This is a genomic window from Pseudomonas sp. AU11447, from assembly GCF_001672555.2.
GTDB lineage: Bacteria > Pseudomonadota > Gammaproteobacteria > Pseudomonadales > Pseudomonadaceae > Pseudomonas > Pseudomonas nitroreducens.
In genome coordinates, this window is sequence record NZ_LZDG02000089.1 from 30,305 (window position 1) to 55,049 (window position 24,745).

Annotated in this window: 18 protein-coding genes; 7 read left to right on the forward strand and 11 right to left on the reverse strand. The window is 66.5% G+C overall.

Going from position 1 to position 24,745, the window contains the following annotated elements:
* Positions 1 to 7: 7 nt before the first annotated feature.
* From A6723_RS27940 to pilG, 7 genes are all read right to left on the reverse strand, one after another.
* Positions 8 to 1,042 carry a chemotaxis protein CheB gene (locus A6723_RS27940; protein ID WP_054907836.1) on the reverse strand — a complete coding sequence of 345 codons (1,035 nt, stop codon included), beginning with the start codon at positions 1,040 to 1,042 and terminating at the stop codon, positions 8 to 10.
* Positions 1,035 to 9,464: an Hpt domain-containing protein gene (locus A6723_RS27945; RefSeq protein WP_065348213.1), complete on the reverse strand. Its 8,430-nt coding sequence runs from the start codon at positions 9,462 to 9,464 to the stop codon at positions 1,035 to 1,037. The genes A6723_RS27940 and A6723_RS27945 overlap by 8 nt, the downstream gene beginning before the upstream one ends.
* A 24-nt stretch (positions 9,465 to 9,488) precedes the next feature.
* Entirely contained in the window at positions 9,489 to 10,352 is an 864-nt protein-coding gene (locus tag A6723_RS27950) for a CheR family methyltransferase (protein WP_054907835.1), read from the reverse strand.
* A 62-nt stretch (positions 10,353 to 10,414) separates the two neighbouring features.
* The gene (locus A6723_RS27955; protein WP_054907828.1) at positions 10,415 to 12,463 is read right to left on the reverse strand and encodes a methyl-accepting chemotaxis protein; all 2,049 of its coding nucleotides are present in this window, start codon (positions 12,461 to 12,463) and stop codon (positions 10,415 to 10,417) included.
* A gap of 83 nt (positions 12,464 to 12,546) precedes the next feature.
* Entirely contained in the window at positions 12,547 to 13,083 is a 537-nt protein-coding gene (locus A6723_RS27960) for a chemotaxis protein CheW (protein ID WP_017520132.1), read from the reverse strand.
* 54 nt (positions 13,084 to 13,137) lie between these two features.
* Entirely contained in the window at positions 13,138 to 13,503 is a 366-nt protein-coding gene (gene pilH / locus A6723_RS27965) for a twitching motility response regulator PilH (protein WP_024766237.1), read from the reverse strand.
* A 46-nt stretch (positions 13,504 to 13,549) separates the two neighbouring features.
* Positions 13,550 to 13,957 (reverse strand): twitching motility response regulator PilG, encoded by a 408-nt coding sequence (gene pilG, locus A6723_RS27970; RefSeq protein WP_015475142.1) that lies wholly within the window; start codon positions 13,955 to 13,957, stop codon positions 13,550 to 13,552.
* 282 nt (positions 13,958 to 14,239) lie between these two features.
* Here pilG and gshB point away from each other — a divergent pair, with 282 nt between their 5' ends.
* From gshB to A6723_RS28005, 7 genes are all read left to right on the forward strand, one after another.
* Positions 14,240 to 15,202: a glutathione synthase gene (gene gshB / locus A6723_RS27975; RefSeq protein ID WP_054907827.1), complete on the forward strand. Its 963-nt coding sequence runs from the start codon at positions 14,240 to 14,242 to the stop codon at positions 15,200 to 15,202.
* Between the two features lie 56 nt (positions 15,203 to 15,258).
* On the forward strand, positions 15,259 to 16,152 hold the full coding sequence (locus tag A6723_RS27980) for an energy transducer TonB (RefSeq protein WP_024766239.1): 894 nt from the start codon (positions 15,259 to 15,261) through the stop codon (positions 16,150 to 16,152).
* A 75-nt stretch (positions 16,153 to 16,227) separates the two neighbouring features.
* Positions 16,228 to 16,797: a YqgE/AlgH family protein gene (locus A6723_RS27985; protein WP_054907826.1), complete on the forward strand. Its 570-nt coding sequence runs from the start codon at positions 16,228 to 16,230 to the stop codon at positions 16,795 to 16,797.
* On the forward strand, positions 16,794 to 17,231 hold the full coding sequence (ruvX, locus tag A6723_RS27990; RefSeq protein ID WP_139093088.1) for a Holliday junction resolvase RuvX: 438 nt from the start codon (positions 16,794 to 16,796) through the stop codon (positions 17,229 to 17,231). The genes A6723_RS27985 and ruvX overlap by 4 nt, the downstream gene beginning before the upstream one ends.
* Positions 17,232 to 17,349: 118 nt before the next feature.
* Positions 17,350 to 17,862, forward strand: coding sequence for a bifunctional pyr operon transcriptional regulator/uracil phosphoribosyltransferase PyrR (gene pyrR, locus A6723_RS27995; protein WP_024766241.1), 513 nt, complete (start codon positions 17,350 to 17,352; stop codon positions 17,860 to 17,862).
* A gap of 45 nt (positions 17,863 to 17,907) precedes the next feature.
* On the forward strand, positions 17,908 to 18,912 hold the full coding sequence (locus A6723_RS28000) for an aspartate carbamoyltransferase catalytic subunit (RefSeq protein ID WP_037013504.1): 1,005 nt from the start codon (positions 17,908 to 17,910) through the stop codon (positions 18,910 to 18,912).
* Positions 18,909 to 20,180 (forward strand): dihydroorotase, encoded by a 1,272-nt coding sequence (locus A6723_RS28005; RefSeq protein WP_054907824.1) that lies wholly within the window; start codon positions 18,909 to 18,911, stop codon positions 20,178 to 20,180. The genes A6723_RS28000 and A6723_RS28005 overlap by 4 nt, the downstream gene beginning before the upstream one ends.
* A 179-nt stretch (positions 20,181 to 20,359) precedes the next feature.
* On the opposite strand, the gene A6723_RS28010 is transcribed toward A6723_RS28005, so the two are convergent.
* The 4 genes from A6723_RS28010 to pilU form a co-directional block, all read right to left on the reverse strand.
* On the reverse strand, positions 20,360 to 21,529 hold the full coding sequence (locus A6723_RS28010) for a PLP-dependent aspartate aminotransferase family protein (protein ID WP_054907823.1): 1,170 nt from the start codon (positions 21,527 to 21,529) through the stop codon (positions 20,360 to 20,362).
* Positions 21,526 to 22,899, reverse strand: coding sequence for a cystathionine beta-synthase (locus A6723_RS28015; RefSeq protein ID WP_054907822.1), 1,374 nt, complete (start codon positions 22,897 to 22,899; stop codon positions 21,526 to 21,528). The genes A6723_RS28010 and A6723_RS28015 overlap by 4 nt, the downstream gene beginning before the upstream one ends.
* Positions 22,900 to 23,123: 224 nt before the next feature.
* A complete protein-coding gene (locus tag A6723_RS28020; RefSeq protein WP_054907821.1) occupies positions 23,124 to 23,528 on the reverse strand; it encodes a TM2 domain-containing protein in 405 nt (134 codons plus the stop codon).
* A 69-nt stretch (positions 23,529 to 23,597) separates the two neighbouring features.
* A complete protein-coding gene (pilU, locus tag A6723_RS28025) occupies positions 23,598 to 24,743 on the reverse strand; it encodes a type IV pilus ATPase PilU (RefSeq protein WP_024766757.1) in 1,146 nt (381 codons plus the stop codon).
* Positions 24,744 to 24,745 lie beyond the last annotated feature (2 nt).

A 24,745-nucleotide genomic window follows, 5' to 3' on the forward strand; every position in this document is an offset into this window, starting at 1 on the left:
CCTTATCTCACTGCGTGACTGCGCCGACGCATTGCTCGGCGAGGTGATTGACCAGCGCCGCCGCGAGTTCGCGCGGGTCGCCGGAGAGGGTGCTGTAGCCGCCTTCGCGCAGGCTGTCGGGCATGCTGGAGCAGGCGCAGCTGTCGGCGCGCTGGGTCCAGATCGGCGCGCCCTGGCGGCGCACGTAGGCCGCGGCGGCGCTGCCGTCGCTGCACATGCCGCTGAACACGATCACGCCGCAGCGCTCACCGTATTGCTGCGCGAGATTGAGCATCATCTGGTCGATGGACGGGCTGTAGGGTTCCGGCCAGCTGCGGTCCTGCACGTGCATGCGCGCCGAATCGTCGAAGCCCAGCTCGCGGGAAATCGGTACCACCACTACTTCGCCACAACGCACCGGATCGCCATCACGCACGCTGTTGACGTGCCACTGGCTGTGGCGGCCGACGGCTTGGGGCAGATTCGCCTCGAACGAGGCATCGATGTGCTGGGCATACAGGAAGCCCACCGGCAGGCCGCCGGGCAGCGCATCGAGGAAGGTCTTCACCGCGGCCGGGCCGCCGAGCGAGGCGGCGAGCAGCCAGACCTGCGCGGCGGGTTCACCAGCCTTGAGCGGCGAAGCGGCGAGGTCATCGGGCAGCGTCACGCGGGTGGGCCGCTGCGCTTCGTCGAGCAGCGCCGCGAGGCTGCGGCCCACGCCGGCGCTGGGGTCGCCCACCAGCTTGCGCAACTTGGACACCAGCCGGCGTTCCCAGCGCGGGTAATGTTCGGAATGCCGCTCCGGCGCGTGGCCTTCGCCGAACAGCACGGGCACGCGCGACTGTTCCAGCAGGTTGTCCACCAGCGGCGAGTCTTCCTGCTGCGCCAGGTCCACCAGCCACAGGTCGGTCTCGCAGGCGTCCAGCTGGTCGCTCTCAAGGCGCGCCGGATCGGCGTTGAGCACCACCTGGTAACCGTGGCCGGCCAACGCCTGTGCCAGCACGTGGCGCTGCAGCGAAGTATCGGCGATCACCGCAATGCGCGGCGTGCTCTGCTCAGACATGGGCCTTCACCAGCTTGTGGATATTCTCCAGCAGCTCGGATTCCTGGTACGGCTTGCCCAGGTACTGGTTGACGCCGATGGCCAGGGCACGGTCGCGGTGCTTCTCGCCGGTACGGGAGGTAATCATGATGATCGGCAGGTCCTTCAGCTGTTCATCGTGGCGCACCAGGGTGGCCACCTCGAAGCCGTCCATGCGCGGCATCTCGATGTCCAGCAGCATGATGTCGGGCTTGTGGTCCTGCAGCTGGGCGATGGCGTCCACCCCGTCCTTGGCGGTGAGCACGTTCATGCCGTTGCGTTCCAGCAGGCGGCTGGTGACCTTGCGCACGGTGACCGAGTCGTCCACCACCATGACCAGGGTCGGGCGCTGGTGCTCGATTTCCGCCACGCTCGGGCCTGCCAGCTGGCGGCGCGGCGCGTGCTGGATGAGCTGGGCGTGGAGCACGCGGATGGTCGCCAGCAGGTCGAGAATCACCACCACGCGACCGTCACCGAGGATGGTCGCGCCGGAGATGCCGCTGACGCCGGCGAACTGCGCACCGAGGCTCTTCACCACGATCTCGCGCGAGCCGGCCAGGGCGTCCACCTGCACTGCCACGGCGTGGTCCGCCGAGCGCACCAGGATCACCGGCAGCGGCAGCGACTGGCCGACCAGCTTGGGATGCTGGCCGTTGTTGAGCAGGTCGCCGAGGTACTTCAGTTCATAGCTCTGGCCGGCGTATTCGAAGCTCGGCGCGGCGCCGGACTCGTCGGCGGCGGCCTGTTCGTAGAGTGCCTCCAGCTCGTACGGGGAGACCCGCACGATACCTTCGATGGTGTTCAGCGGCAGGGCGTAGAGGTCCTCGCCGGAAAGCACCATCAGCGCGCGGTTCACCGACACGGTGAACGGCAGGCGGATGTCGAACTTCGTCCCTTCGCCGACGCTGGACTGGATGCTCATGGAGCCGCCGAGCTGTTTCACCTCGGAGTTCACCACGTCCATGCCCACGCCCCGGCCGGAGATCTGCGTGACCTTTTCGGCGGTGCTGAAGCCGGCCTCGAGGATGAACTGCAGCACCTCGTGGTCGTTCAGCTCGCTGTCATCGGTCATCAGGCCGCGCTCGATGGCCTTGCGGCGCACCGCTTCCAGGCGGATGCCGGCGCCATCGTCGGCGAGGGTCAGGAGGATGTCGCCACCCTCGCGGCCCAGGGTCAGGCGGATGGTGCCCTGCTCCGGCTTGCCGGCGATGCGGCGCGCCTCGCCGGACTCGATGCCGTGGTCGACCGCGTTGCGCAGCATATGCTCCAGCGGCGCGACGATGCGTTCGAGCACGGTGCGGTCCATCTCGCCTTCGGCGTTGCTGACCACGAACTCGACCTGCTTGCCCAGCTCGCTCGCCACCTGGCGGACGATCCGCCGCAGGCGCGGCACCAGGCGGTCGAACGGCACCATGCGGGTGCGCATCAGGCCTTCCTGCAACTCCGTGTTGACCCGCGCCTGTTGCAGCAGCAGGGTCTCGGCGTCGCGGTTCTTCGCGGCCAGGGTTTCCTTGAGGTCGAACAGGTCGGAAGCGGACTCGAACAGCGCGCGGGAGAGCTGTTGCAGCTGCGAGTAGCGGTCCATTTCCAGCGGGTCGAAATCTTCGTAGCCGGCGCGCTCGGCGTCGGCCTGGTGGCGCGAGAGGATCTGCGCCTGGGTTTCGGTATCCAGACGCCGCAGCTGGTCGCGGACCCGCTCGATGGTCGCGTCCATCTCGCCCAGGGTCGAACCGACGTCGCTCACCTGCTGCTCGACGCGGCCGCGGAAGATGGAGGTCTCACCGGCGAGGTTGACCAGCCCTTCGAGCAGTTGCGCGGGCACCTTCACCAGTTCCTGCGGCGCACGGCGCGCAGCGGCTTCCTGGGCGGCTTCCTGGGCACGGCGAACGAAGGGCAGCACCACCGGCGCATCGAGGCGCTGCGGTACGGCTGCGGCCATGATGGCTTCCGGCAGCACCGGCAGGTTCACCGGGGCCGGCTGTTCGGCAACCGGTTCTTCGTCGATGGATTCCTCGAACTGGCTTTCGGCGCTCTCGACTTCACCCAGGTGCAGGCGCAACTGGTCGACCTCGGCCTGCAGGCCTTCGAAGCCGGACTGGACGTCCAGCAACAGGCTTTCCGGCCAGGGCGCGCCCTGCTGCTGGGCTTCACCCAGGTGCTGTTCGAGGTCGTGGGCCAGGTCGCCGAGGCTGGTCTGGCCGGCCAGGCGCGCACCACCCTTGAGGGTATGCAGAATGCGCAGCAGCTCATCCAGCGCACCGTTCTCGCGCTCGGCGTCCCAGCGTCCCAGCGCCTGCTCCATGCCTTCGAGCAGGTCATCGGCCTCTTCCAGGAAGATATCCAGGATGTCGGCTTCCGGGCCTTCGGGCGCGGCGTGCGGGGAGCTGATTGCGTGCAGGCTGACGCTGCTGGGGATGCTCAGCTGTTCTTCGGGGTTGGCACGAAATCGGTGGATCGCGTCAATCAGCGATTCACCTCCCGGCACCCGGCGGTGCTGTTGGACGGCCTCGAGCATCTCTGCGAGGCGGTCGTGGCAACGCTGCAGCAATTCGAAGAGCGTCGGGCTGGCGCGCAGGCGCCCGCCGCAGAGGCCCTCGTAGAGGAATTCCAGTTCGTGGGCGAGGTCGCCGATGGGGCGAATCTCGGCCATCCGCGCGCCGCCCTTGAGGGTGTGCAGGTCGCGTTGCAGCGCTTCCAGCTCGACGCTGTTGTCGGGGTTGGCCATCCAGCGCGTCAGTGCGCCGGAGGAGCTTTCGAGGATGTCGAAGCCTTCCTCGAGGAAGATTTCCACCAGTTCCTGGTCGCGGTCCGGGTCAAGCTCGTACTCGCTGTCCTGCACACCTGTCGCCTCGGGGGCAGGCGCCGCGGCAGCGGTGACAGGCTCGATGGCAGCCGGCTCCTCGGCGGTCTCGGCTTCGGCCTCTTCGAGGAAGCCCTGCAGGTCGATGTCTTCGGGCGCAGCGGCCGATTCCGGCTCGGCTTCGGATTGAAGCTCAGTGCCTTCGAGATCGATGCTCTCAAGTTCGGTGCTTTCGAGATCGGTCGCTTGGAGCTCCTCGGCGCTAGCGGCCAACGGCTCGGCCTCGGCGGGCAGTTCCAGCTCGATATCGGCATCGTTCGGGGCAGTAGTTTCCAGTAGCCCCTCGGCCTCGCTCTCATCCGCCGCAGCGTCCAGCTGCGGCTGCGCAGCCAGCGCCTGCGGTGCGTCCAGCCCAGCGGCCGGATTCTGGCGGAAGGTGCGGATGGTCTGCACCAGGTCGGCCGGGTCGGTCAGCGCCTGGCCGGCCTGCAACTGATCTAGCTGGGTCGCCAGGCGGTCGTGGCAGGTGCGCAGCAGGTCGCCCAACGGCTGGCTGTGCTGGAAGCGATGGTCCAGCAGGCCTTCGTAGAGTGATTCGAGTTCGTGGGACAGATCGCCGATCTCGCGGATTTCCGCCATGCGCGCGCCGCCCTTGAGGGTGTGCAGGTCGCGTTGCAGGGTCGAAAGCGCAGCGAGGCCTTCGGGCGAGGCCAGCCATTGGTCCAGCGCCTGGCCGGCGTTGTCGAGGATGTCGACCGCCTCTTCGAGGAAGATGGCCACCATTTCCTCGTCCAGCGCACGCGGCGGTTGCTGCGGCGCGGGATGGGCGTGCGGGGTTTCGGCGGTGATGACGTCATCGTCATCGTCGTCGGCGGCACCACGCGGGGCACCGTCGTTATCGCTGCGCGGCGACCAGCTCAGGCCGTCGGGCAGGTTGTCGTCGTCCACCGGGCGGCTGTCGAGGAGGAACTCCTCGTCTTCGGCGGGGAAGTCCTCGGCGGTCAGGCTTTCCAGGTCGACGAACTCGACATCCGGGGCCTCTTCTGACGGCTCGTCCTGGACGACCGCCACCGGTGCATCCAGCAGGCGATGCAGCGCTTCGACCTGTTCCGGGCGGGCACTGACCTGCAGCGCCGCAGCCACCTGGTCCATCATGCCGATCAGCGCCTCGTGGGCGGTTTCGGCGGCGGAGAAGAAGGCGTCGCCGGTTTCCAGGCGACCCTGGCGCACGGCGCCATAGACTGCCAGCAGCGCATCGGCGAGTTCCGCCATCTGTGGCAGCTCGGCCATCTGCGCACCACGGCTGAGGGTTTCCAGCTCGTCATAGAGGGCGCCCAGTTCGTGGCGCTCCTGCGGGTGCTCGCGCCAGCGGCGCAGCAGGTCCTCGGCGTCGAGCAGGATGTCCATGCCCTCGGCGAGGAACATGCCGATCAATTGCGGATCGTTGCCGCTGCCCTCGCCGCTTTCACCACGGCGCTTGGCCTCGGCAGCCTCCAGGCGTTCCTGGTGAACCTGCGCGATGCGCGCCAGCAGTTCCGGGCTGCCTTCGATGGGCGCCAGCGGGCGACCTCCGACGAGCTGGTCGAGGCCAACGCGGAACAGGCCTTCGGCGGCGTGCAGCAGCTCCGCCTCGCGCAGGTCGACCTGCAGCAGGTTGGTCTTGAATTCCTTCACCAGCCGCTCCAGCGGCGTGGCGATTTCGGCGATCGGCAGGATGCCGGCCATGTGCGCGCTGCCCTTGAGGGTGTGCAGGGCGCGTTGCAGGTCGTCGGTCACCGGTTGCGGCAGCTGCTGCGCGCAATCGGCGAGGAAACCAACCAGGGTCTCCAGGTGGGCTTCGGCTTCGTTGCGGAAGATCTCCAGCAACTGCGGATCGAGGCTCTCGTCGAGCCCTTCGTTGGCAGCCTGGGCAGCGATCTCCTCGACCTTTGCCAGCTCGGGGGTGATGTCCTCGACCTGCGGCGCCGACTCCGGCAGCCCGCCACCGGGCGGCGGCACCGGCTGCCCCTTGGCCAGGGCGTGGGCGGTAGCGGCCAGGCGGTCGACGTCGTCGCGCTGGCGCTGGGCGCTGGCGGCGTATTCCTCGACCAGTTCGGGCATCAGCGCGACCACATCCTGGACCACCTGCAGCACGGCTGGCGAGGCGGCAATGCTGCGGTCGAGCACGCGGTTGAGCAAGTTCTCGATGGACCAGGCCAGCTCGCCGATCACCAGCGCGCGGACCATCCGGCCACTGCCCTTGAGGGTATGGAAGGCGCGGCGAATCTCGGTCAGCGAGTCGCGGTCGTCGGTGTTGGCCAGCCAGGTCGGCAGGTGCTCGCCGATGGTTTCCAGCACTTCGCCGGCTTCTTCGATGAAGACTTCGCGCAGCTCTTCGTCGATGGGTTCTTCATCGGCGGGCGGCGGCAGCAGGCTGGGCGGTACGTCCTGGGCCGGCGGGTTGATCGCCGATACCGGGGCGGCCATGACTTCGGCCAGGGACAGCGGCTTGGCCGGTGCCTCGGCGACGACTTCGGGCTCGGCCGGCGGGCTGGGCAGCTCGACTTCCGGCAGGTCCAGCTCGGCAATGTTCTCGTCGCTCCAGGCTTCTGCCTGGACGGCGGGCGCCTGGGGCTCAACCAGCGGTTCCAGCGCTTCCAGCTCAAGTGGCGCGTCGAGGCTGAAGTCGACGCCAGCGTCCAGCGCGGTCGGTTCGCTCAGCTCACCCAGGGTCCAGTTGTCATCGCTGACCAGCGAGGTTTCGGCGCTGGACGGCTCATCGGTGGCAGGCTGGGCGTCGAAGCTCAGGTCGTCCAGGGCTATCAGCGGTGCGGGTTCGACCGTTTCCAGGCTGGCGAAGCTTTCGTCCAGCTCCAGCGACGGTGCGGGCGACTCGGCAGTCGGCTGGCTCAGGTCGATGCTGAACCAGTCTTCCTCGGCGGGCTTGTCGCCGGCCGGGGTCAGCGACTCCATGTCCCAGGTCAGCTCGTCCACCGGAGCCGGAGTGGCCTCCAGCGTCGGCAGGCTGGCGAAGTCGTCGAGCAGTTCCGGAGTGGCCGGAGCTTCGCTCGGGGTGCCGGACAGGTCCAGCGATTCCCAGGATTGTTCGGTCGTTACCGGCTCTGCCTGCGCGGGCTCGTCGAATCGCGGCGTCTCGGCCAGCGGGAGGGCATCGTCCAGGCTCCAGCTCAGCTCATCGGCCAGCGGTTGCGCGGGCGCCTCTTCCAGCGTTTCGAGAGTGAACTCGATGCTGTCGGCCTTGTGGCTGTCGTCCAGCGACCAGCCTTCATCGGCCAGGGTGGTGTCGGTGATCGGTGCGGCCGGCTCCAGTTCGATATCCCAGCTGAGGCTTTCCGGCTCCAGGGTCGCGCCGGGCAGTTCAGCCGAGGCAGCCAGCGGCGTGGCCTCGTCGAGAGTCCAGGCGCTCGGTTCGGCGCTAGGCTCGGCAGCGGGCAGGCCGGAGTCCAGCTCCAGGGGTTCGAAGGTGAAGCTCGCTTCGGCATCGCCAGCAGGCTGGGCTTCTAGCTCGGCCGGGAGGTCGAAGTCGGCCGGCAGTGCGGGTTGCTCCCCGGCGGCAGGCTCGACAACGGGCTCCAGCGATTCGAAGGTGAAGCTCTCTTCAGTGTCCGCAACAGGTTGGGGCGTATCGAGGTCGGCAAGGTCCAGGACCGGTTCGTCCACCGGAGCCAGCTCTTCTGTCGGGGCAAGCTCGGCAGGCAGTTCGAGCGCGGATTCCTCGGTCGGGGTGACATCGAAGCTCGCGGGCTCGAAGCTGTCGGCGATTTCCACCGGCGCGGCCAACTCAGGGACGTCTTCCACCGGGACCGCTTCGCTCGGCTCGGCCAGCGGCTGCGCGGCCAGTACGTCGATCTCGTCGAGCGGGTTGTCCAGGGGCGCAGGGACGTGGGCGCTCGGCTCGGCGTCGAGGATCGACGGGCGCGGCTTGAGCGAGTAGCCCAGGCTGTCCAGGCTCTCCTCGGCGACGTCGAGGATCATGTCGCCCTGGGTGTTGTGGTCTTCCGAGAGACGCTCGAGGTAGTACTCGACGCTGGTGATGGCGTCGGCCAGGGTGTCGAGGCTGTGCCAGTCCGGCACGGCCTGGCGCACCAGCAGTTGTTCCTGGATGTAGCGGTTGCAGTTTTCCAGCAGTTTCGCCGCACGTTCCTGGGAGATCATTGCCAGTCCGCCGCGAACCTGGGTCAGCAGCTCCGGCACGCGGGCCAGGTGCTCGTGGTTCCACTGCGAGGCGATGAACTCGATGATCGCGTCCTTGGCCAATTCCAGGCCATTGCGCGCTTCCTTGATCACCACCTGATGGATCTGCTCGACGTCGGTGGTCGGCAGGACATTTTCTTCGCTGCCCGGCTCTTCGCTCGGGCCGACCATGCCGGCCAGGGTCGCTTCGACATACAGCAGCGCACCGGCGACATCCATCAGGGTGGCGTCGTTGGGCTGGCGCTGGCCGTGGGCGAGCGCGCTGACCACCTCGATCTGGTCGAGGATGACCTTGCGCGGCTGGCCGAAGCCCAGTACGGCAAGCGTATCGGCGATCTGTTTGAGCGGCGCCAGCAGGCTGCCCAGTTCGTTCACGCCACTGCGGTCGCTGCGCACGAACAGGTCGAGGCTGTCCTTGACCCGCACCAGTTCCTCGCACAGCGCGCCAACGACCGAGCGCATGGCGTCGCGGTCAGGGCCGGCGAGACGGGCACGTTCCTCGTCCACCAGGGCGGCACCCGGCAGGGCGTCATCGAGGCGGTACTCGTCCTTCACCGCACGCACGCGCGGCGACTGGTCGGAGGCCTTGGCGACGTAGAACAGCAGGTTTTTGATCAGTTCTTCCGGCGCCGCCTGGTTCATGGCGTCGGCGCCCTGGTCGACCAGGCGCTTGAATTCGCGGTCGACCTGGCGCAGCAGGTTACGCACCGAGGTGCCGTTGGCGATGCTGCCGTTGGCCAGGCCTTCGATCATCGCCGAGGCGATCACCCACAGGCGGCCCAGCGGGGCGTCCTTGCACAGCGATTCGAGGCGGGCGAATACGCGCGCCAGGTAGCCCAGGTTGGTCGGCAGGTCCTGGTTGCGGATGACGCCGACCAGGGCGACCTGCAGCATCTGCCGCAGCTTGCGCAGCAGCGCCGGCAGTTCGGCGGTGCGCAGGCGCGCCAGGGCGTCCACCGGCAGCACCGGCGAGGACTGGGAAAGGTCGGGGGAGAACAGGCTCGTTTCCGACAGCAGCTTTTCGCCGCGGGCGGTGCGCAGGTCGTTGAGCAGCGGCAGCACGACCAGCGGCAGGTCGCGGCGGGCGCTCTGGATGCGTTCCAGGTACGCCGGCAACTGCAGGATGGCTTGCATCAGCACTTCCAGCGCTTCGCTCTGGCTGGAGACCTTGCCGTCGATCAGCGCCTGGGTCAGGTACTCCATTTCCTCGGCGAGCAGGGCCGCGCCGTAGAATTCCACCATCTGCAGGGTGCCACGCACCTGGTGGATATAGGCCAGGCAAAAGCCCATCCGCGTCGGGTCCTGGGGATTCTCGACGTAGGATTCGAGGGCTTGCCGCGCCTGCTTGAGCGTTTCGGCAATCTCGCCTTTTACCCATTCCAGGGCGACATAATCGTGCCGATCACCCATAGCCACTCCACTCATGTGTCTGTGTCATCCCTTCCGGGTAAAGGCCAGAACGCGCTCATCGGCGACCGGTTCGAGCAGCGGGTGGTGCCAATCGGCCACCTCGCCCACTCCGATCACCAGCAGTCCCCCAGGCGCCAGCCGCTCGGCCAGGCGATTGAGGATGTCCCGCCGCCGCCAGCGGCGGAAATAGATCAGCAGGTTCTGGCAAAAAATCACGTCCATGCCGGACATTGGCGCCTTGGCCAGTTCCAGCACATTCAGCCGGGCGCAACAGACGCGCTCGGCGAGATCGGGTATCACTGCGTATCGACCGTCATCCTGCGCGCTGAAGTAGCGCGTGGCCAGTTCCGGGTCGATGTCCTCCAGCCTGCGTGCCGCGTAGCGCGCCTCGCGCGCCCGGTTCAGGGCATTGAGGCTGATGTCGGTGCCGGTCACGCCGAACAGCGGCGCCAGACCTGCGTCTTCGAGTACCTTGGCGGCCACCATGGCGAGGGAATAGGGCTCCTCGCCACTGGAACAGCCGACGCTCCACAAGGCCAGCGGCCGGCTCGGGCCGACCTGTTCGAGGCGCTGGCGGAGGAAGCCTTCCAGCACTTCGAATGAAGCCTTGTGACGAAAGAAACGGGTTTCCTGAACGGTGAGGCGGTCCAGCAGGTTCGACCACTCGACGGCGCCGCGCGGGCCATCGGTGACCTGTCGGTAGTAGGTGCCGTAGTCGGCGATGCCCAGTTCGCGCATTCGCGCGCCCAGGCTGGTCTGCAGGAAGGCGCGGCGTTGTTCGTTGACGACGACACCGGTCCGGTCTTCCAACAGTGCCTGCCAGTCGCGGAAGTCCGCGGCCGACATGTCGGCCAACGGCTGCAACGACCAGACGCCACTTGCCTGCATGTCGCGCCCCTCGCTCAAGACTGTCATGCGCTACCCGGTGAAGAGCAGCGCACCTCCTCTGCTCAGGCCTGTTCGGCGGTGTCCGGCAGTTTGAAGCCGGATACGGAGTGACGCATCTCGCCGGCCATCTTGGCCAGGTTGCCAATGCTGCGCGCGGTGGCGGTGGTACCGGCGGAGGTCTGCGAGGTGATCTCCTGGATCACGTTCATGGTGTTGGAAATGTGGCCAGCGGAGGAGGCCTGCTGACGGGCGGCGTTGGAAATGTTCTGGATCAACGCTGCCAGGGTCTTGGATACCTTCTCGATCTCTTCCAGGGACACACCGGCGTCCTGCGCCAGGCGGGCACCGCGTACCACCTCGGAGGTGGTCTGTTCCATCGAGATCACCGCTTCGTTGGTGTCGGTCTGAATGGTCTTCACCAGCGCTTCGATCTGCTTGGTCGCCGCGGAGGAACGTTCCGCCAGTCGCTGTACTTCGTCCGCTACCACGGCGAAGCCGCGGCCCGCGTCGCCCGCCATGGACGCCTGGATCGCGGCGTTCAGGGCGAGGATGTTGGTCTGGTCGGCAATGTCGTTGATCAGGCTTACGATGTCACCGATCTCCTGGGACGATTCACCGAGGCGCTTGATCCGCTTCGAGGTGTCCTGGATCTGCTCACGGATGTTGTCCATGCCGGTGATGGTGTTGTGCACCACTTCGTTGCCCTTGTTGGCGATGGCTACGGAACGTTCCGCTACCGCCGAGGACTCGGAGGCGTTCGCCGATACCTGGTCAATGGACACGGCCATTTCGTTGATTGCAGCGGAGGCGCCGGCGATTTCCTGGGCCTGGTGCTCGGAAGCCTCGGCCAGGTGCATGGCGGTGGCCTGGGTTTCCTGGGCGGCGGCGGCCACCTGCACGGCTGTCAGGTTGATGGTTTCCACCAGCTCGCGGAGCTGGTCGATGGAGTAGTTGATGGAGTCCGCGATCGCACCGGTGAAGTCCTCGGTCACGGTCGCGGCTACCGTCAGGTCACCGTCGGCGAGGTCGGCGATTTCGTCGAGCAGTCGCAGAATCGCCGCCTGGTTACGTTCGTTCTTCTCGGCGGTCTCGGCCAGCCGGCGGTTGGTTTCACGCACCATCACCAGGCCGATGAGGATGATCGCGCCCAGGGCGAGGATGCCCAGCGCCACGCTGGCGACCTGGTTGAACACACGGCCTTCGGCCAGGTTCTCGAAGCCGTTGGCGAGGTTGGAGGCCTTGTCGAGCAGGGTCTGCGAACCGCCGAAGATGGTGTTGGCAGCCTCACGGACCTGGAACAGTTCCGGGGAGGTCTCGAGGATCTCGTCCACCGAGCCGGAAACGAATTCGAACAGCTCGGCAATCTCGTTGAGGCGGTCAACGGCCTCGGCGTTGGTCACCTTGGAGATGCTCATCGCCGCGTTGCCTTCCTTCATGCCCTTGAGTACGCGGCCGAAGAGGCTGGCGTCACGGCCGAAGCTGTCGGCGGCCTGCACGGAGTTCTCGTCACCGGCGAGCACCTTGTTCACCGAGCCGAGGATACGTTCGGCCAGCAGCGACTGGCGCTGGGCTACCGCGACCTGGTCGGCCGGGGCGCCGTTCTCCAGCAGGATGTCGACGACCTCTTCGTACTCCACCTGCAGCTGCGGGATGGTTTCGGCGAGGGTCGCGGCCACCTGGTGCAGGGACAGTACGGTCTGTTCGCTGGCGAGGATGGAGTCGGCGTTCTTGCGCAGGGTGTCCCAGTCCTTCTGCACATCCGCCATCTGCGGTTGTACCGAATCCGGGCTCGGCGGCAGGCCGGTGCTTTCGTCACCCTTGGAAAGGATGTTCCAGCGCTTCTCGAAGTCGTTGCGCGCTTCCTTGAGCAGCTTGAACGCCTCGCCCTTGCCCGCCGCGGCTTCCGTGGCGTTCTTGGCGATACGCTGGGACAGCACGCGCAGCTCGCCGGCGTGGCCGATGTACTGCTTGTCGTGGTCCGCCTGCTTGTTCAGGTAAGCGAAGTTGGCGAACAGCAAGACGATCGCCACGATCAGGACCACGAAGAGTCCGAGGATCAGCGAGCTGCTACGCGCCCCCGAGAAAAGACTGCCTGCCTTTATATTTTTCATATTCGGCCCCCGCCTGGACCCACCACGATTACGGTTTCCATGTCACAACAAGGGCCGGCAATGCCGGCCCAACCGGTCAAACTCTAGCTGGCGACATCCAGGAACCCCGGGTGCTGAGCCAGCGCATGCGGGCTGAACACGAGCCAGGGTTGCTCCCGATGGAAGACGCCATGAATAAAGGGCTGCAGGACCGCTTCGAGGGGCGGCAACTGCTCGGAGAAGGTATCCACCGGGAAGTGCTGCATGCCGAACACCTCATCGACGATGAGGCCGGCGAAGACTTCCTGGTGTTCCACGACGAGCACGCGCCGCTGCTTGCGCAGAGGCGACAGCTCCGCGCCGAGGAAGCCGCACAGGTCCATGATCGGCAGCAGGCGGCCGCGCACGTTGGCGACCCCCTTCACCCAGTCACGGACGCCGGGCAGCAGTGTGTAGCGCGGCTCGTGAAGAACCTCGCCGACCTCCCCCATGGGCGCCACGAACAGGCGCCCAGCCATGCGAAAGCCGATGCCGTTCCAGCTCTGCACCACCTCGCGCTGGGCGGGCAGGCCCGCAGCCAGCTGCCGACAGCGCTGATCGATCTGGACGAGAACCTCGAAAGGACTCTGGACTTCCGCCATGCCGGCCCTGGCCTTCTCTAATAATTATGTTCGGTACGTGCAGGTACGGCTGTATCAGCCGGCCAGCACCGAATTGATGGTCTTGAGCAGTGTTTCTTCGTCCACCGGCTTGGTCAGGTAGTCGCGAGCGCCCTGGCGCTTGCCCCAGACCTTGTCGGTCTCCTGGTCCTTGGTGGTGACGATGATCACCGGAATGGCGCTGGTTTCCGGGTCCTTGGACAGCTGACGGGTCGCCTGGAAGCCGTTCAGGCCGGGCATGACGATGTCCATCAGGACGACGTCCGGCTTTTCCTGGCGAGCCAGGGCCACGCCGTCGGCGCCGTTTTCGGCCTTGAGTACCTGGTGCGAGTGCTTTTCCAGCATCGCGGTCAGCTTGTACATCTCGGTCGGCGAGTCATCAACAATCAGAATTCGAGCCATTGTGGTCCCCATACGGAATAGGCGTCACCGGCGCTCGCGCCGGACTTCAGGAAGCGTGCTCCACCGGGGTGAAGTCGGGCACATGGGTCTTGATCGCGCCGAGCAGTTCTTCCTTGCTGAAGGGCTTGGTGAGGTACTGATCGGAACCGACGATGCGACCCTTGGCCTTGTCGAACAGGCCGTCCTTGGAGGACAGCATGATCACCGGCGTGGATTTGAAGGCACTATTGTTCTTGATCAGGGCGCAGGTCTGATAGCCATCCAGGCGCGGCATCATGATGTCGACAAAGATGATGCTGGGATGGGTATCGGCGATCTTGGCCAGCGCGTCGAAGCCGTCGATGGCTGTAATGACATCGCAGCCGACCTTCTTCAGCAGGGTTTCAGCCGTGCGACGAATCGTCTTGGAATCGTCGATCACCATTACTTTCAAACCGTCGGAATGCTGTTCCATGTTCGCCCTTACCATCTCGGTGAGTCGTTTTTTCCGCTTTTTATTTCAGTGCGCTAGCGCCCTGCCACCGTCGGGCTGCGACCCAATCGTGGGAACCTTTTACCACAATCGTCAGAATCTTTACCACGCCCAGCAAATTCAGGCCATAAGACCCGGAACAAGCAGGCTTTTTCCTTGACCGAGCGCACATCCAGCGCCACCCTGAGCGTCCATTTTCAGCCTTTTCGGCGCGGCTCTGCGTCGCAGCCCCAAGCCCAACAGACTCCCCCAGGAGGACATCCCATGAGCGTACGCCTCGGGATCGTGATGGACCCCATCGCGCAGATCAGTTTCAAGAAGGACAGCTCGCTGGCCATGCTGCTGGCTGCCCAAGCCCGTGGTTGGCAACTGTTCTATATGGAACAGCAGGATCTTTACCAGAAAGAGAACGTCGCCCGCGGTCGCATGCGCCCGCTCAAGGTGTTCTACGATCCGGCCCACTGGTTCGAACTGGAAGAGGAGGTCGACCAGCCGCTGTCGGAACTGGACGTGATCCTGATGCGCAAGGACCCGCCCTTCGACAACGAGTTCGTCTACTCCACCTACCTGCTGGAACAGGCCGAAGCCGCCGGCACACTCGTGGTCAACAAGCCGCAGAGCCTGCGCGACTGCAACGAGAAATACTTCGCCACCCTCTTCCCGCAGTGCGCGCCGCCGACGGTGGTGAGCCGCCGGTCCGACATTCTGCGCGAGTTTGCATCACAGCATCGTGACATCATTCTCAAACCCCTGGACGGCATGGGCGGATCGATGATCTTCCGCCACCGCGAAGGCGACCCGAACCTCTCGGTGATCCTCGAGACCCTGACCCGCCACGGCCAGGAGCAGGTCATGGCGCAGCGCTACCTGCCGGCCATCAAGGACGGCGACAAGCGCATCCTGATGATCGACGGCGAGCCGGTGGAATATTGCCTGGCGCGCATCCCTGCCCAGGGCGAGACCCGCGGCAACCTGGCCGCCGGCGGCCGCGGCGTGGCCCAGCCGCTGACCGAGCGCGACCGCTGGATCGCCGGGGAGGTCGGCCCGGAGCTGCGCAAGCGCGGCCTGCTGTTCGTCGGCCTCGACGTCATCGGCGAGAACCTCACCGAGATCAACGTCACCAGCCCGACCTGCATCCGCGAGATCGATGCGGCCTACGACACGCGCATCGGTGAGAGACTGATGGCAGTCATCGACGAAAAGCTCAAGGCGCGCAGTGCGTCATAGACTTTTATAAGCCTCGTCGGCAGACTTCCGCCCCACCCTGGCCTACGCGACCCGCAATGAACGCTGCAACCCACCAAGACTTCCCCGTGTCCTCCGGCGTCCGTCCGGCGGACCGTCTGGGTTTCACCCTGTTCGTTGCGGCCATCCTGCACGTGGCCGTGCTGCTGGGCGTGGGCTTCACCATGCCCATGCCCAGCCAGCTGAGCAAGACGCTGGAAATCACCCTGGCCAGCTTCAAGAGCGACAAGGCGCCGGAGAAAGCCGACTACCTTGCCCAGATGAACCAGCAGGGCAGCGGCACCCTGGAACACAAGGCGGTCCCCAAGACCACCGAGCAGGCACCGTTCCAGGACACCGAAGTCAAGAAGGTCGCCCCGCCAGCCACCCCGCGCCAGGCCAAGAGCCCGGAAGCGCCCAAGGCCGCCGTCGCCACCCGCACCCCGCGCCCGGACAAGGTGCAGACCAAGCAGCAGACGCCCAAGGCCGAGACCGTCGCCAAGCCGGCGCCGCAGTTCGACTCCAGCCAGCTCTCGGCGGAAATCTCCAGCCTCGAAGCCGACCTCGCCCGCGAGCAGCAGGCCTACGCCAAGCGCCCGCGCATCCACCGCCTGAGCGCCGCCTCGACCATGCGCGACAAGGGCGCCTGGTATAAAGAGGAATGGCGCAAGAAGATCGAGCGCATCGGCAACCTCAACTACCCGGACGAAGCCCGCCGCCAGCGCATCTACGGCAGCCTGCGCCTGCTGGTGTCGATCAACCGCGACGGCTCCCTGTATGAAGTCCAGGTGCTGGAATCCTCCGGCCAGCCCACCCTGGACCAGGCCGCCCAGCGCATCGTGCGCCTGGCCGCGCCTTTCGCGCCCTTCTCCGGCGACCTGAACGACATCGACCGCCTGGAAATCATCCGCACCTGGCGCTTTGAGCGCGGCGATCGCCTGTCCAGCAACTGATCCGGCGCGCCCGCCGACCTCAGCCGGCGCTTTCAAGTCTTGTCCCTTTGGCCCCCAGGCCTGAAACTAGCCGGCATGAAAAGCACAGCCGCCAGCTACCTCAAGCACCATTTCCTCATCGCCATGCCGCACATGGCGGACTCCAACTTCGCCCAGACGGTCACCTACCTCGTGGAACACAACGAGCAGGGCGCCATGGGCCTGGTCATCAATCGCCCCAGCGGCCTGAGCCTCGCCGACGTGCTCGAACAGCTGCGCCCGGACGAACTGCCGCCGGTGCGCTGCCAGGGCATGACCATCTACAGCGGCGGGCCGGTACAGACTGACCGCGGCTTCGTCCTGCACCCCGCCGGACGCAGTTACCAGGCCACCCTGGAACTGGGCGAGCTGTCGCTGTCCACTTCCCAGGACGTGCTGTTCGCCATCGCCGACGGCAGCGGCCCCGCCCAGCACCTGATCACCCTCGGTTACGCGGGCTGGGAAGCCGGCCAGTTGGAAGCCGAACTGGCCGACAACGCCTGGCTGACCTGCCCGGCAGACCCTGCGGTACTCTTCGAGGTGCCGGCCGAACAGCGCCTGTCGGCGGCCGCCGAGCGCCTGGGGATCAACCTCAGCCTGCTCACCGCCCAGGCCGGGCACGCCTGATGAGCAACAAACCCCTGCGCCTGCTCCTGGGCTTCGACTACGGCACCAAGCAGATCGGCGTCGCCGTCGGCCAGGCCATCACCGGCCAGGCCCGCGAACTCTGCGTGCTCAAGGCACAGAACGGCGTGCCGGACTGGAACCGCGTGGAAGCCCTGATCAAGGAATGGCAACCCGACGCCATCGTCGTCGGCCTGCCGCTGAACATGGATGGCACCCCCAGCGAGATGAGCGAACGCGCCGAAAAGTTCGCCCGGCGCCTGAACGGCCGCTACAACCTGCCGGTGCACACCCATGACGAACGCCTGACCACCTACGCCGCCAAGGGCGAACGCCTGGCCCAGGGCCAGACGGGCGGCTACCGCGAGCGCCCGGTCGACGCCCTGGCCGCCGCCCTGCTGCTGGAGGGCTGGCTGGCGGAGAACACCCCTGCTTGACCTGCGGCAGAGCTCCTTGGGCCAAAGCCGCTAAGCTTGCCGGACCACTCCTTCCCGGAACGGTCCGCCCCGATGGCCGCCCGTGCCGGGTGGCCTCGCCAACCGAACCGGAGACGTCATGACCCTGCCAAGCCCCGCCGAACTCATTCCCCGCATGGCCACCGACCTGCGCAACTACCTCGCGCAGCGCGGCATCGACTCGCCACGCTTCGTCGGCATCCACACCGGCGGCATCTGGGTCGCCCAGGAACTGCTCAAGGCACTGGGCAGCGACGAGATCCTCGGCATCCTCGACGTCTCCTTCTACCGCGACGACTTCACCCGCAGCGGCCTGCACCCGCAGGTCCGTCCGTCGGAACTGCCCTTCGAGATCGACGGCCAGCACCTGATCCTGGTGGACGACGTGCTGATGAGCGGCCGGACCATCCGCGCCGCGCTGAACGAGCTGTTCGACTACGGCCGCCCGGCCAGCGTGACCCTGGTCAGCCTGGTGGACCTGAACAAGCGCGAACTGCCGATTCGCCCGGATGTCGTCGGCGAAACCCTGTCATTGGCACCCAACGAGCGGGTAAAATTGCGCGGTCCCGCACCACTCGTCCTCGAGCGCACGCTTCTCAGCCCCGCGCTGTAACCCCGCGCGCCCGGACATCCACCCCCAACTTTCAGGGCCTGCCACATGCCGACCGACGCCAAGCGCCCGCTGCAGCTCAACGACCTGGGCCAGCTGCGCCACTTCCTCTCGCTCGACGGGTTGTCCCGCGAACTGCTGACTGAAATCCTCGATACTGCCGACTCCTTCCTCGAAGTCGGCGCCCGCGCGGTGAAGAAGGTCCCGCTGCTGCGCGGCAAGACCGTGTGCAACGTGTTCTTCGAGAACTCCACGCGCACCCGCACCACCTTCGAACTGGCCGCGCAGCGCCTGTCCGCCGACGTCATCTCGCTGAACGTGTCGACCTCATCGACCAGCAAGGGCGAGACGCTCACCGACACCCTGCGCAACCTCGAGGCCATGGCTGCCGACATGTTCGTCGTGCGCCACAGCGACTCGGGCGCCGCACATTTCATCGCCGAGCACGTCAGCCCCAACGTCGCCGTGATCAACGGTGGCGACGGCCGCCACGGCCACCCGACCCAGGGCATGCTCGACATGCTCACCATCCGCCGCCACAAGGGAGACTTCGAAAACCTCTCGGTGGCTATCGTCGGCGACATCCTGCACTCGCGGGTGGCGCGCTCCGACATGCTGGCGCTGAAGACCCTCGGCTGCCCGGACATCCGTGTGATCGCCCCGCGCACCCTGCTGCCGGTGGGCCTGGAAGAGCAGTACGGGGTGAAGGTCTTCACCAACGCCGACGAAGGCCTGAAGGACGTCGACGTGGTGATCATGCTGCGCCTGCAGCGCGAGCGCATGGCCGGCGGCCTGCTGCCCAGCGAAGGCGAGTTCTTCAAGCTCTACGGCCTGACCCAGAAGCGCCTGAAGCTGGCCAAGCCCGATGCCATCGTCATGCACCCCGGCCCGATCAACCGCGGCGTGGAGATCGACTCCGCCGTGGCCGACGGTGAACAGTCGGTGATCCTCAACCAGGTCACCTACGGCATCGCCATCCGCATGGCCGTGCTGTCCATGGCCATGAGCGGCCAGAACGCCCAACGCCAGCTGGAACAGGAGGACGCGCAATGACCGTCAGTATTCGTGGCGCCCACCTGATCGACCCGGCCAGCGGCCTGAACAAGGTCTGCGACCTGCACATCGAGGCCGGCCGCATCATCGCCATCGGCGACGCGCCCGAAGGCTTCCACGCCGCCCAGGAAATCGACGCCGCCGGCCTGATCGCCGCGCCCGGCCTGGTCGACCTGAGCGTCGCCCTGCGCGAGCCGGGCTACAGCCGCAAGGGCAACATCGAAAGCGAAACCCGCGCCGCCGCCGCCGGTGGCGTCACCAGCCTGTGCTTCCCGCCACAGACCAAGCCGGTGCTGGACACCTCCGCGGTCGCCGAGCTGATCCTCGATCGCGCCCGTGAAGCCGGCAATGCCAAGGTCTTCCCCATCGGCGCGCTGACCAAAGGCCTCGCCGGCGAGCAGCTGTCCGAGCTGGTCGCACTGCGCGATGCCGGCTGCGTGGCCTTCACCAACGGCCTGGCGCCGATGGCGAGCAACCGCGTGCTGCTGCGCTCGCTGGAGTACGCGGCGACCTTCGACCTCACGGTGATCTTCACCTCCCAGGACCACGACCTGGCCGAAGGCGGCATCGCCCACGAAGGCCCGACCGCCAGCTTCCGCGGCCTGGCCGGCATCCCGGAAACCGCCGAGACCGTGGCCCTGGCGCGCAACCTGCTGCTGGTCGAACAGTCCGGCGTACGCGCGCACTTCAGCCAGCTGACCAGCGCCCGCGGCGTTGAGCTGATCGCCCAGGCCCAGGCCCGCGGCCTGCCGGTGACCGCCGACGTGGCGCTGTACCAGTTGATCCTGACTGACGAAGCACTGGCGGACTTCTCCAGCCTCTACCACGTGCAGCCGCCGCTGCGCTCGCACAAGGACCGCGAAGCCCTGCGCGAAGCGGTTAAGAGCGGCGTGATCCAGGCCATCGCCAGCCACCACCAGCCCCACGAGCAGGACGCGAAGAACGCCCCGTTCGCCGCGACCGATCCGGGCATCAGCAGCGTCGAACTGCTGCTGCCGCTGGCCATGACCCTGGTACAGGACGGCCTGCTCGACCTGCCGACCCTGCTGGCGCGCCTGTCCAGCGGCCCGGCCGCCGCCTTGCGCCTGCCGGCCGGCAAGCTGGCGATCGGCGCCGCCGCCGACGTGGTGCTGTTCGAAGCCGACGGCCAGACCCTGGCGGGCGAAACCTGGCACTCCCGCGGCCAGAACTGCCCATTCCTCGGCCACTGCCTGCCGGGCGTGGTGCGCTGCACACTGGTGGACGGGCATATCGTCCACGCGGTGTAAAGCTCCACTGCTCCATGAAAAAGCCCGCCGATTGGCGGGCTTTCCCTTTGGTATGTCAGCAGAACGTAGGATGGGTGGAGCAGGCGTGCGCGGCTTCGCTCCTACGAAAAGCACTCCGGAGCGGAGAATCAGACGTAGGGCGTATAACGCTTCGCGTTATACGCCGATTGACCGCCGCGTCAGATCATCGCCAGCGCCCTGGCCAGGTCGGCGCGCAGGTCTTCCACGTCTTCCACACCCACCGATAGCCGAATCAGCGAGTCCCCGATCCCCAGCGCCGCGCGGTTCTCCGCCGGGATGCTGGCATGGGTCATGATCGCCGGGTGCTCGATCAGGCTTTCCACGCCGCCCAGGCTCTCTGCCAGGGCGAACAACTGGACGTTCTCCAGGAAGCGCCGCGAGCCGGCCAGGTCGGTATCCAGGTCCAGCGAGATCATCCCGCCGAAGCCCTTCATCTGCCGGCGCGCCAGCTCATGCTGCGGGTGCGAGGCCAGTCCGGGGTAATACACGCGCTTCACCTGCGGCTGCTGTTCCAGCCACTTCGCCAGGTCGAGGGCATTGGCGCAGTGCCGCTCCATGCGCAGCGCCAGGGTCTTCACGCCGCGCAGGGTGAGAAACGCGTCGAACGGCCCGGCAATGGCGCCGACGGAGTTCTGCAGGAAGCCCACGCGCTCGGCGAGATCGGGGTTGTCGCCGACGATGGCGATGCCACCGATGACGTCGGAGTGGCCATTGAGGTACTTGGTGGTCGAGTGCACGACGATGTCGAAGCCCAGGTCGAGCGGCCGCTGGATCCACGGACTGGCGAAGGTGTTGTCGGCCACGCAGAGGATGCCGCGCTCGCGGCAGGTGCGGGCAATAGCGGCCAGGTCGGTCAGGCGCAGCAGCGGGTTGCTCGGGGTTTCCACCCAGACCATGCGCGTCTTGTCGGTGAGTGCCGCCTCCAGCGCGCCGGGCTGGGAAAGGTCGGCGAAGTGGAAATCGTGCCCGGCGCTGCGCCGCCGTACCCGCTCGAACAGGCGGAAGGTGCCGCCATACAGGTCATTGCCGGAGACGATGTGCGAGCCGGCGTCGAGCAGCTCCAGCACCGCCGAGATGGCCGCCAGCCCCGAGGCGAAGGCGAACGCCTTGCTGCCGCCTTCCAGGTCCGCCACGCAGCGCTCCAGCGCCCAGCGCGTGGGATTGTGCGAGCGCCCGTAGTCCAGGCCCTTGTGCACGCCGGGGCTATCCTGGCGGTAGGTGGAGTTGGCGTAGATCGGCGGCATGATCGCCCCGGTGGAAGGGTCCGGCTCCTGCCCGGCGTGGATCACGCGGGTGGCGAAACCGAGGCGGTCGTCGTGCTGGCTCATGCGAGGGTCCTCCGTAGATGGTTGAGCAGGTCGAATCGGGTGATCAGGCCGTGGAAGCTCGAGGCGTCGGCGATGATCGCCACCAGCCCGCGTGCCAGCACGGCTTCGAGTTCCTTGAGGCTGGCGCCGGGCGCCAGGGTTTCCGGGGCGGTGCTCATGGCGCTGGCGACATCGCTGCGGAAATGCGCCGGGTCGTCATGTACGCCCAGCAGGATGTCGGACTCGTCGATGACGCCGACCAGGCGCTGGCCGTCGAGCACGGGGAGCTGTGAAATGTCCGCCAGGCGCATGCGCTGGAAGGCGGTAAGCAGGGTGTCGCCGGGGCCGACGGCGACCACCCTGCCCTCCTCGAAGCGCCGCGCGACGATGTCGCGCAGGTCGCCGTAGCGCTTGCGCTGCAGCAGCCCCTGGTCGGTCATCCACTGGTCGTTGTAGATCTTCGAGAGGTAGCGCGTGCCGGTGTCACAGACCAGGCTGACCACGCGCTTGGGCTCCTTCTGCTCGCGACAGAAACGCAGTGCAGCGGCCAGCAGCGTGCCGGTGGACGAACCGGCGGCAATACCTTCGTTGCGCAGCAGCTCGCGGGCAGTGCTGAAGCTTTCCTCGTCGCTGATGGAGTAGGCGTGGCGCACGCTGGAGAGGTCGGCGATCGAGGGCACGAAGTCTTCGCCGATGCCTTCCACCGCCCAGGAACCGGGCGTGCCGATGGCGCCGGAGCGCGAGTACTCGGCCATGATCGAGCCCACCGGGTCGGCCAGGACCATTTCCAGGTCCGGCTGGACCTTCTGGAAGAACCGGGTCAGGCCGGTCAGGGTGCCGGCGGAGCCGACGCCGACCACCACGGCGTCGAGGTCGTGACCGGCCTGCGCCCAGATTTCCGGGGCGGTGCCGGTTTCGTGCGCTAGCGGGTTGGCGGGGTTGTTGAACTGGTCGGCGAAGAACGCGTTCGGCAGGTCCTTGGCCAGCCGCGCAGCAACGTCCTGGTAGTACTCGGGGTGGCCCTTGCCGACGTCGGAGCGGGTGATGTGCACCTCGGCGCCCATGGCGCGCAGGTGCAGGACCTTCTCGGTGGACATCTTGTCCGGCACCACCAGCACCACCCGGTAGCCCTTGGCGCGACCCACCAGCGCCAGGCCCAGGCCGGTGTTGCCGGCGGTGGCTTCGACGATCACACCACCGGGCTTGAGCCGGCCATCGCGCTCGGCGGCCTCGATCATGGCGACGCCGATGCGGTCCTTGATGGAGCCGCCGGGGTTCTGCGATTCGAGTTTGAGGAACAGGGTGCAGGGTCCGGTATCGAAGCGCGTGACGCGGACCATGGGGGTATTGCCGATCAGGTCGAGTACGGCGGGGCGGGATTCGTTGCTCATGGCAGCCACTCCTTCTGGGCGCCATGGGGATCGCCCGGCGGCGCCTGCTACTGTCCTCCTGACCTTAGGCGGGAGGCACAGCTCGCGCCAGGCGGCGCGACGAAAGAGAGCGGCATTGGCTTTTCGCAGGAGCGAGGGGAACGCCCAGTCCTTGCTCGCGAACATCCCGAGCACCGAGGCTGGGGCGGTTCGCGAGCAAGCTCGCTCCTACATAAAAAGAAGGATCAGATGCGCTGCGGCCCGTTGCGCTCGGAAATCTGGCTGTTCAGCGTCCAGAAGTCGTACAGCACGCCGACCAGGAACAGGCCGCCGGTGAACAGGTAGATGATCCCGGTGATCCACTTGCCCATGTACATGCGGTGCACGCCGAACACACCGAGGAAGGTCAGTAGGATCCAGGCGACGTTGTAGTCGATACCGCCGGCGCGGTAGCGCTGGTCCGCCGCATCATCCATGGAGGGGATGAGGAACAGGTCGATGATCCAGCCGATGAAGAACAGGCCAAGGGTGAAGAACCAGATGGTGCCGGTGATCGGCTTGCCGTAATAGAAGCGGTGCGAGCCGGTGAAGCCGAAGATCCACAGCAGATAGCCGATGACCTTGCTGTGAGTATCAGGGTTGGCGGACATGCCTTTCTCCCGTTGCGTTGCGTGGCAGCCAGAATAAACGAAAAGCCCGCACTAGGCGGGCTCTTCAGGTCAGCGGAAGCGGCGATTGGGATCGTCGTCGCTCATCTCCAGGGTCAGGCCCTGGGTCATGGTGGTCAGGTGGTCGGCATCGGTTTCCGATCCCAGCTTGATCATCAGGCGCAGGTCGTTCGCCGAGTCGGCGTAGGCCAGCGCATCTTCGTAGGTGATCTCGCCCTGAGTATAGAGCTGGTACAGCGCCTGGTCGAAGGTCTGCATGCCCTGCTCGGTGGAGCGCTTCATCAGCGGCTTGAGTTCGTGGACCTCGCCCTTGCGGATCAGGTCGGCGGCCAGCGGGGTGTTCAGCAGCACCTCGATCACCGCGCGGCGGCCCTTCCCGTCCGGGGTCGGCACCAGTTGCTGGGCGACGATGGCCTTGAGGTTGAGCGACAGATCCATCCACACCTGGCCATGACGGTCAGCGGGGAAGAAGTGGATGATCCGCTCCAGCGCCTGGTTGGCGTTGTTGGCGTGCAGGGTCGCCAGGCACAGGTGGCCGGTTTCGGCGAAGGCCACGGCGTGGTCCATGGTCTCGCGCGAGCGCACCTCGCCGATCATGATCACGTCCGGCGCCTGGCGCAGGGTGTTCTTCAGGGCGACCTCGAAGGTATCGGTATCCAGGCCCACTTCGCGCTGGGTGACGATGCAGCCCTGGTGCTGGTGGATGTACTCGATGGGGTCTTCGATGGAGATGATGTGGCCGGTGGAGTTCTTGTTGCGGTAGCCGATCATCGCCGCCAGCGAGGTGGACTTACCGGTACCGGTGGCGCCGACGAAGATCACCAGGCCGCGCTTGGTCATTGCCAGCTTCTTGAGGATTTCCGGCAGCTTCAGGTCATCGATGGTCGGGATGTTGGTCTCGATGCGACGCAGCACCATGCCCACCAGGTTGCGCTGGTAGAAAGCGCTGACGCGGAAACGACCGACGCCGCGGGCGCTGATGGCGAAGTTGCACTCGTGGTTCTCGGCGAAGTCACGACGCTGCTGCTCGTTCATCACTGACAGCACGGTTTCGCGGGTCTGCTCCGGCGACAGCGCGGTCTTGGTCACCGGCAACACCTTGCCGTTGACCTTCATCGACGGTGGTACGCCCGCTGTGATGAACAGGTCGGAGGCACCCTTTTCCACCATCAGGCGCAACAGCTTCTCGAATTCCATGA

Coding starts and splice junctions, on each gene's coding strand:
- A6723_RS28020 (WP_054907821.1), bottom strand. CDS start 23,528: ATGTCCGCCAACCCTGATACTCACAGCAAGGTCATCGGCTATCTGCTG.
- A6723_RS28010 (WP_054907823.1), bottom strand. CDS start 21,529: ATGAGCCAGCACGACGACCGCCTCGGTTTCGCCACCCGCGTGATCCAC.
- A6723_RS27960 (WP_017520132.1), bottom strand. CDS start 13,083: ATGGCGGAAGTCCAGAGTCCTTTCGAGGTTCTCGTCCAGATCGATCAG.
- A6723_RS27985 (WP_054907826.1), top strand. CDS start 16,228: ATGAAAAGCACAGCCGCCAGCTACCTCAAGCACCATTTCCTCATCGCC.
- pilU (WP_024766757.1), bottom strand. CDS start 24,743: ATGGAATTCGAGAAGCTGTTGCGCCTGATGGTGGAAAAGGGTGCCTCC.
- A6723_RS27945 (WP_065348213.1), bottom strand. CDS start 9,464: ATGGGTGATCGGCACGATTATGTCGCCCTGGAATGGGTAAAAGGCGAG.
- A6723_RS27950 (WP_054907835.1), bottom strand. CDS start 10,352: ATGCAGGCAAGTGGCGTCTGGTCGTTGCAGCCGTTGGCCGACATGTCG.
- A6723_RS27940 (WP_054907836.1), bottom strand. CDS start 1,042: ATGTCTGAGCAGAGCACGCCGCGCATTGCGGTGATCGCCGATACTTCG.
- pyrR (WP_024766241.1), top strand. CDS start 17,350: ATGACCCTGCCAAGCCCCGCCGAACTCATTCCCCGCATGGCCACCGAC.
- A6723_RS27955 (WP_054907828.1), bottom strand. CDS start 12,463: ATGAAAAATATAAAGGCAGGCAGTCTTTTCTCGGGGGCGCGTAGCAGC.
- pilG (WP_015475142.1), bottom strand. CDS start 13,957: ATGGAACAGCATTCCGACGGTTTGAAAGTAATGGTGATCGACGATTCC.
- A6723_RS27980 (WP_024766239.1), top strand. CDS start 15,259: ATGAACGCTGCAACCCACCAAGACTTCCCCGTGTCCTCCGGCGTCCGT.
- A6723_RS28000 (WP_037013504.1), top strand. CDS start 17,908: ATGCCGACCGACGCCAAGCGCCCGCTGCAGCTCAACGACCTGGGCCAG.
- A6723_RS28015 (WP_054907822.1), bottom strand. CDS start 22,899: ATGAGCAACGAATCCCGCCCCGCCGTACTCGACCTGATCGGCAATACC.
- gshB (WP_054907827.1), top strand. CDS start 14,240: ATGAGCGTACGCCTCGGGATCGTGATGGACCCCATCGCGCAGATCAGT.
- pilH (WP_024766237.1), bottom strand. CDS start 13,503: ATGGCTCGAATTCTGATTGTTGATGACTCGCCGACCGAGATGTACAAG.
- A6723_RS28005 (WP_054907824.1), top strand. CDS start 18,909: ATGACCGTCAGTATTCGTGGCGCCCACCTGATCGACCCGGCCAGCGGC.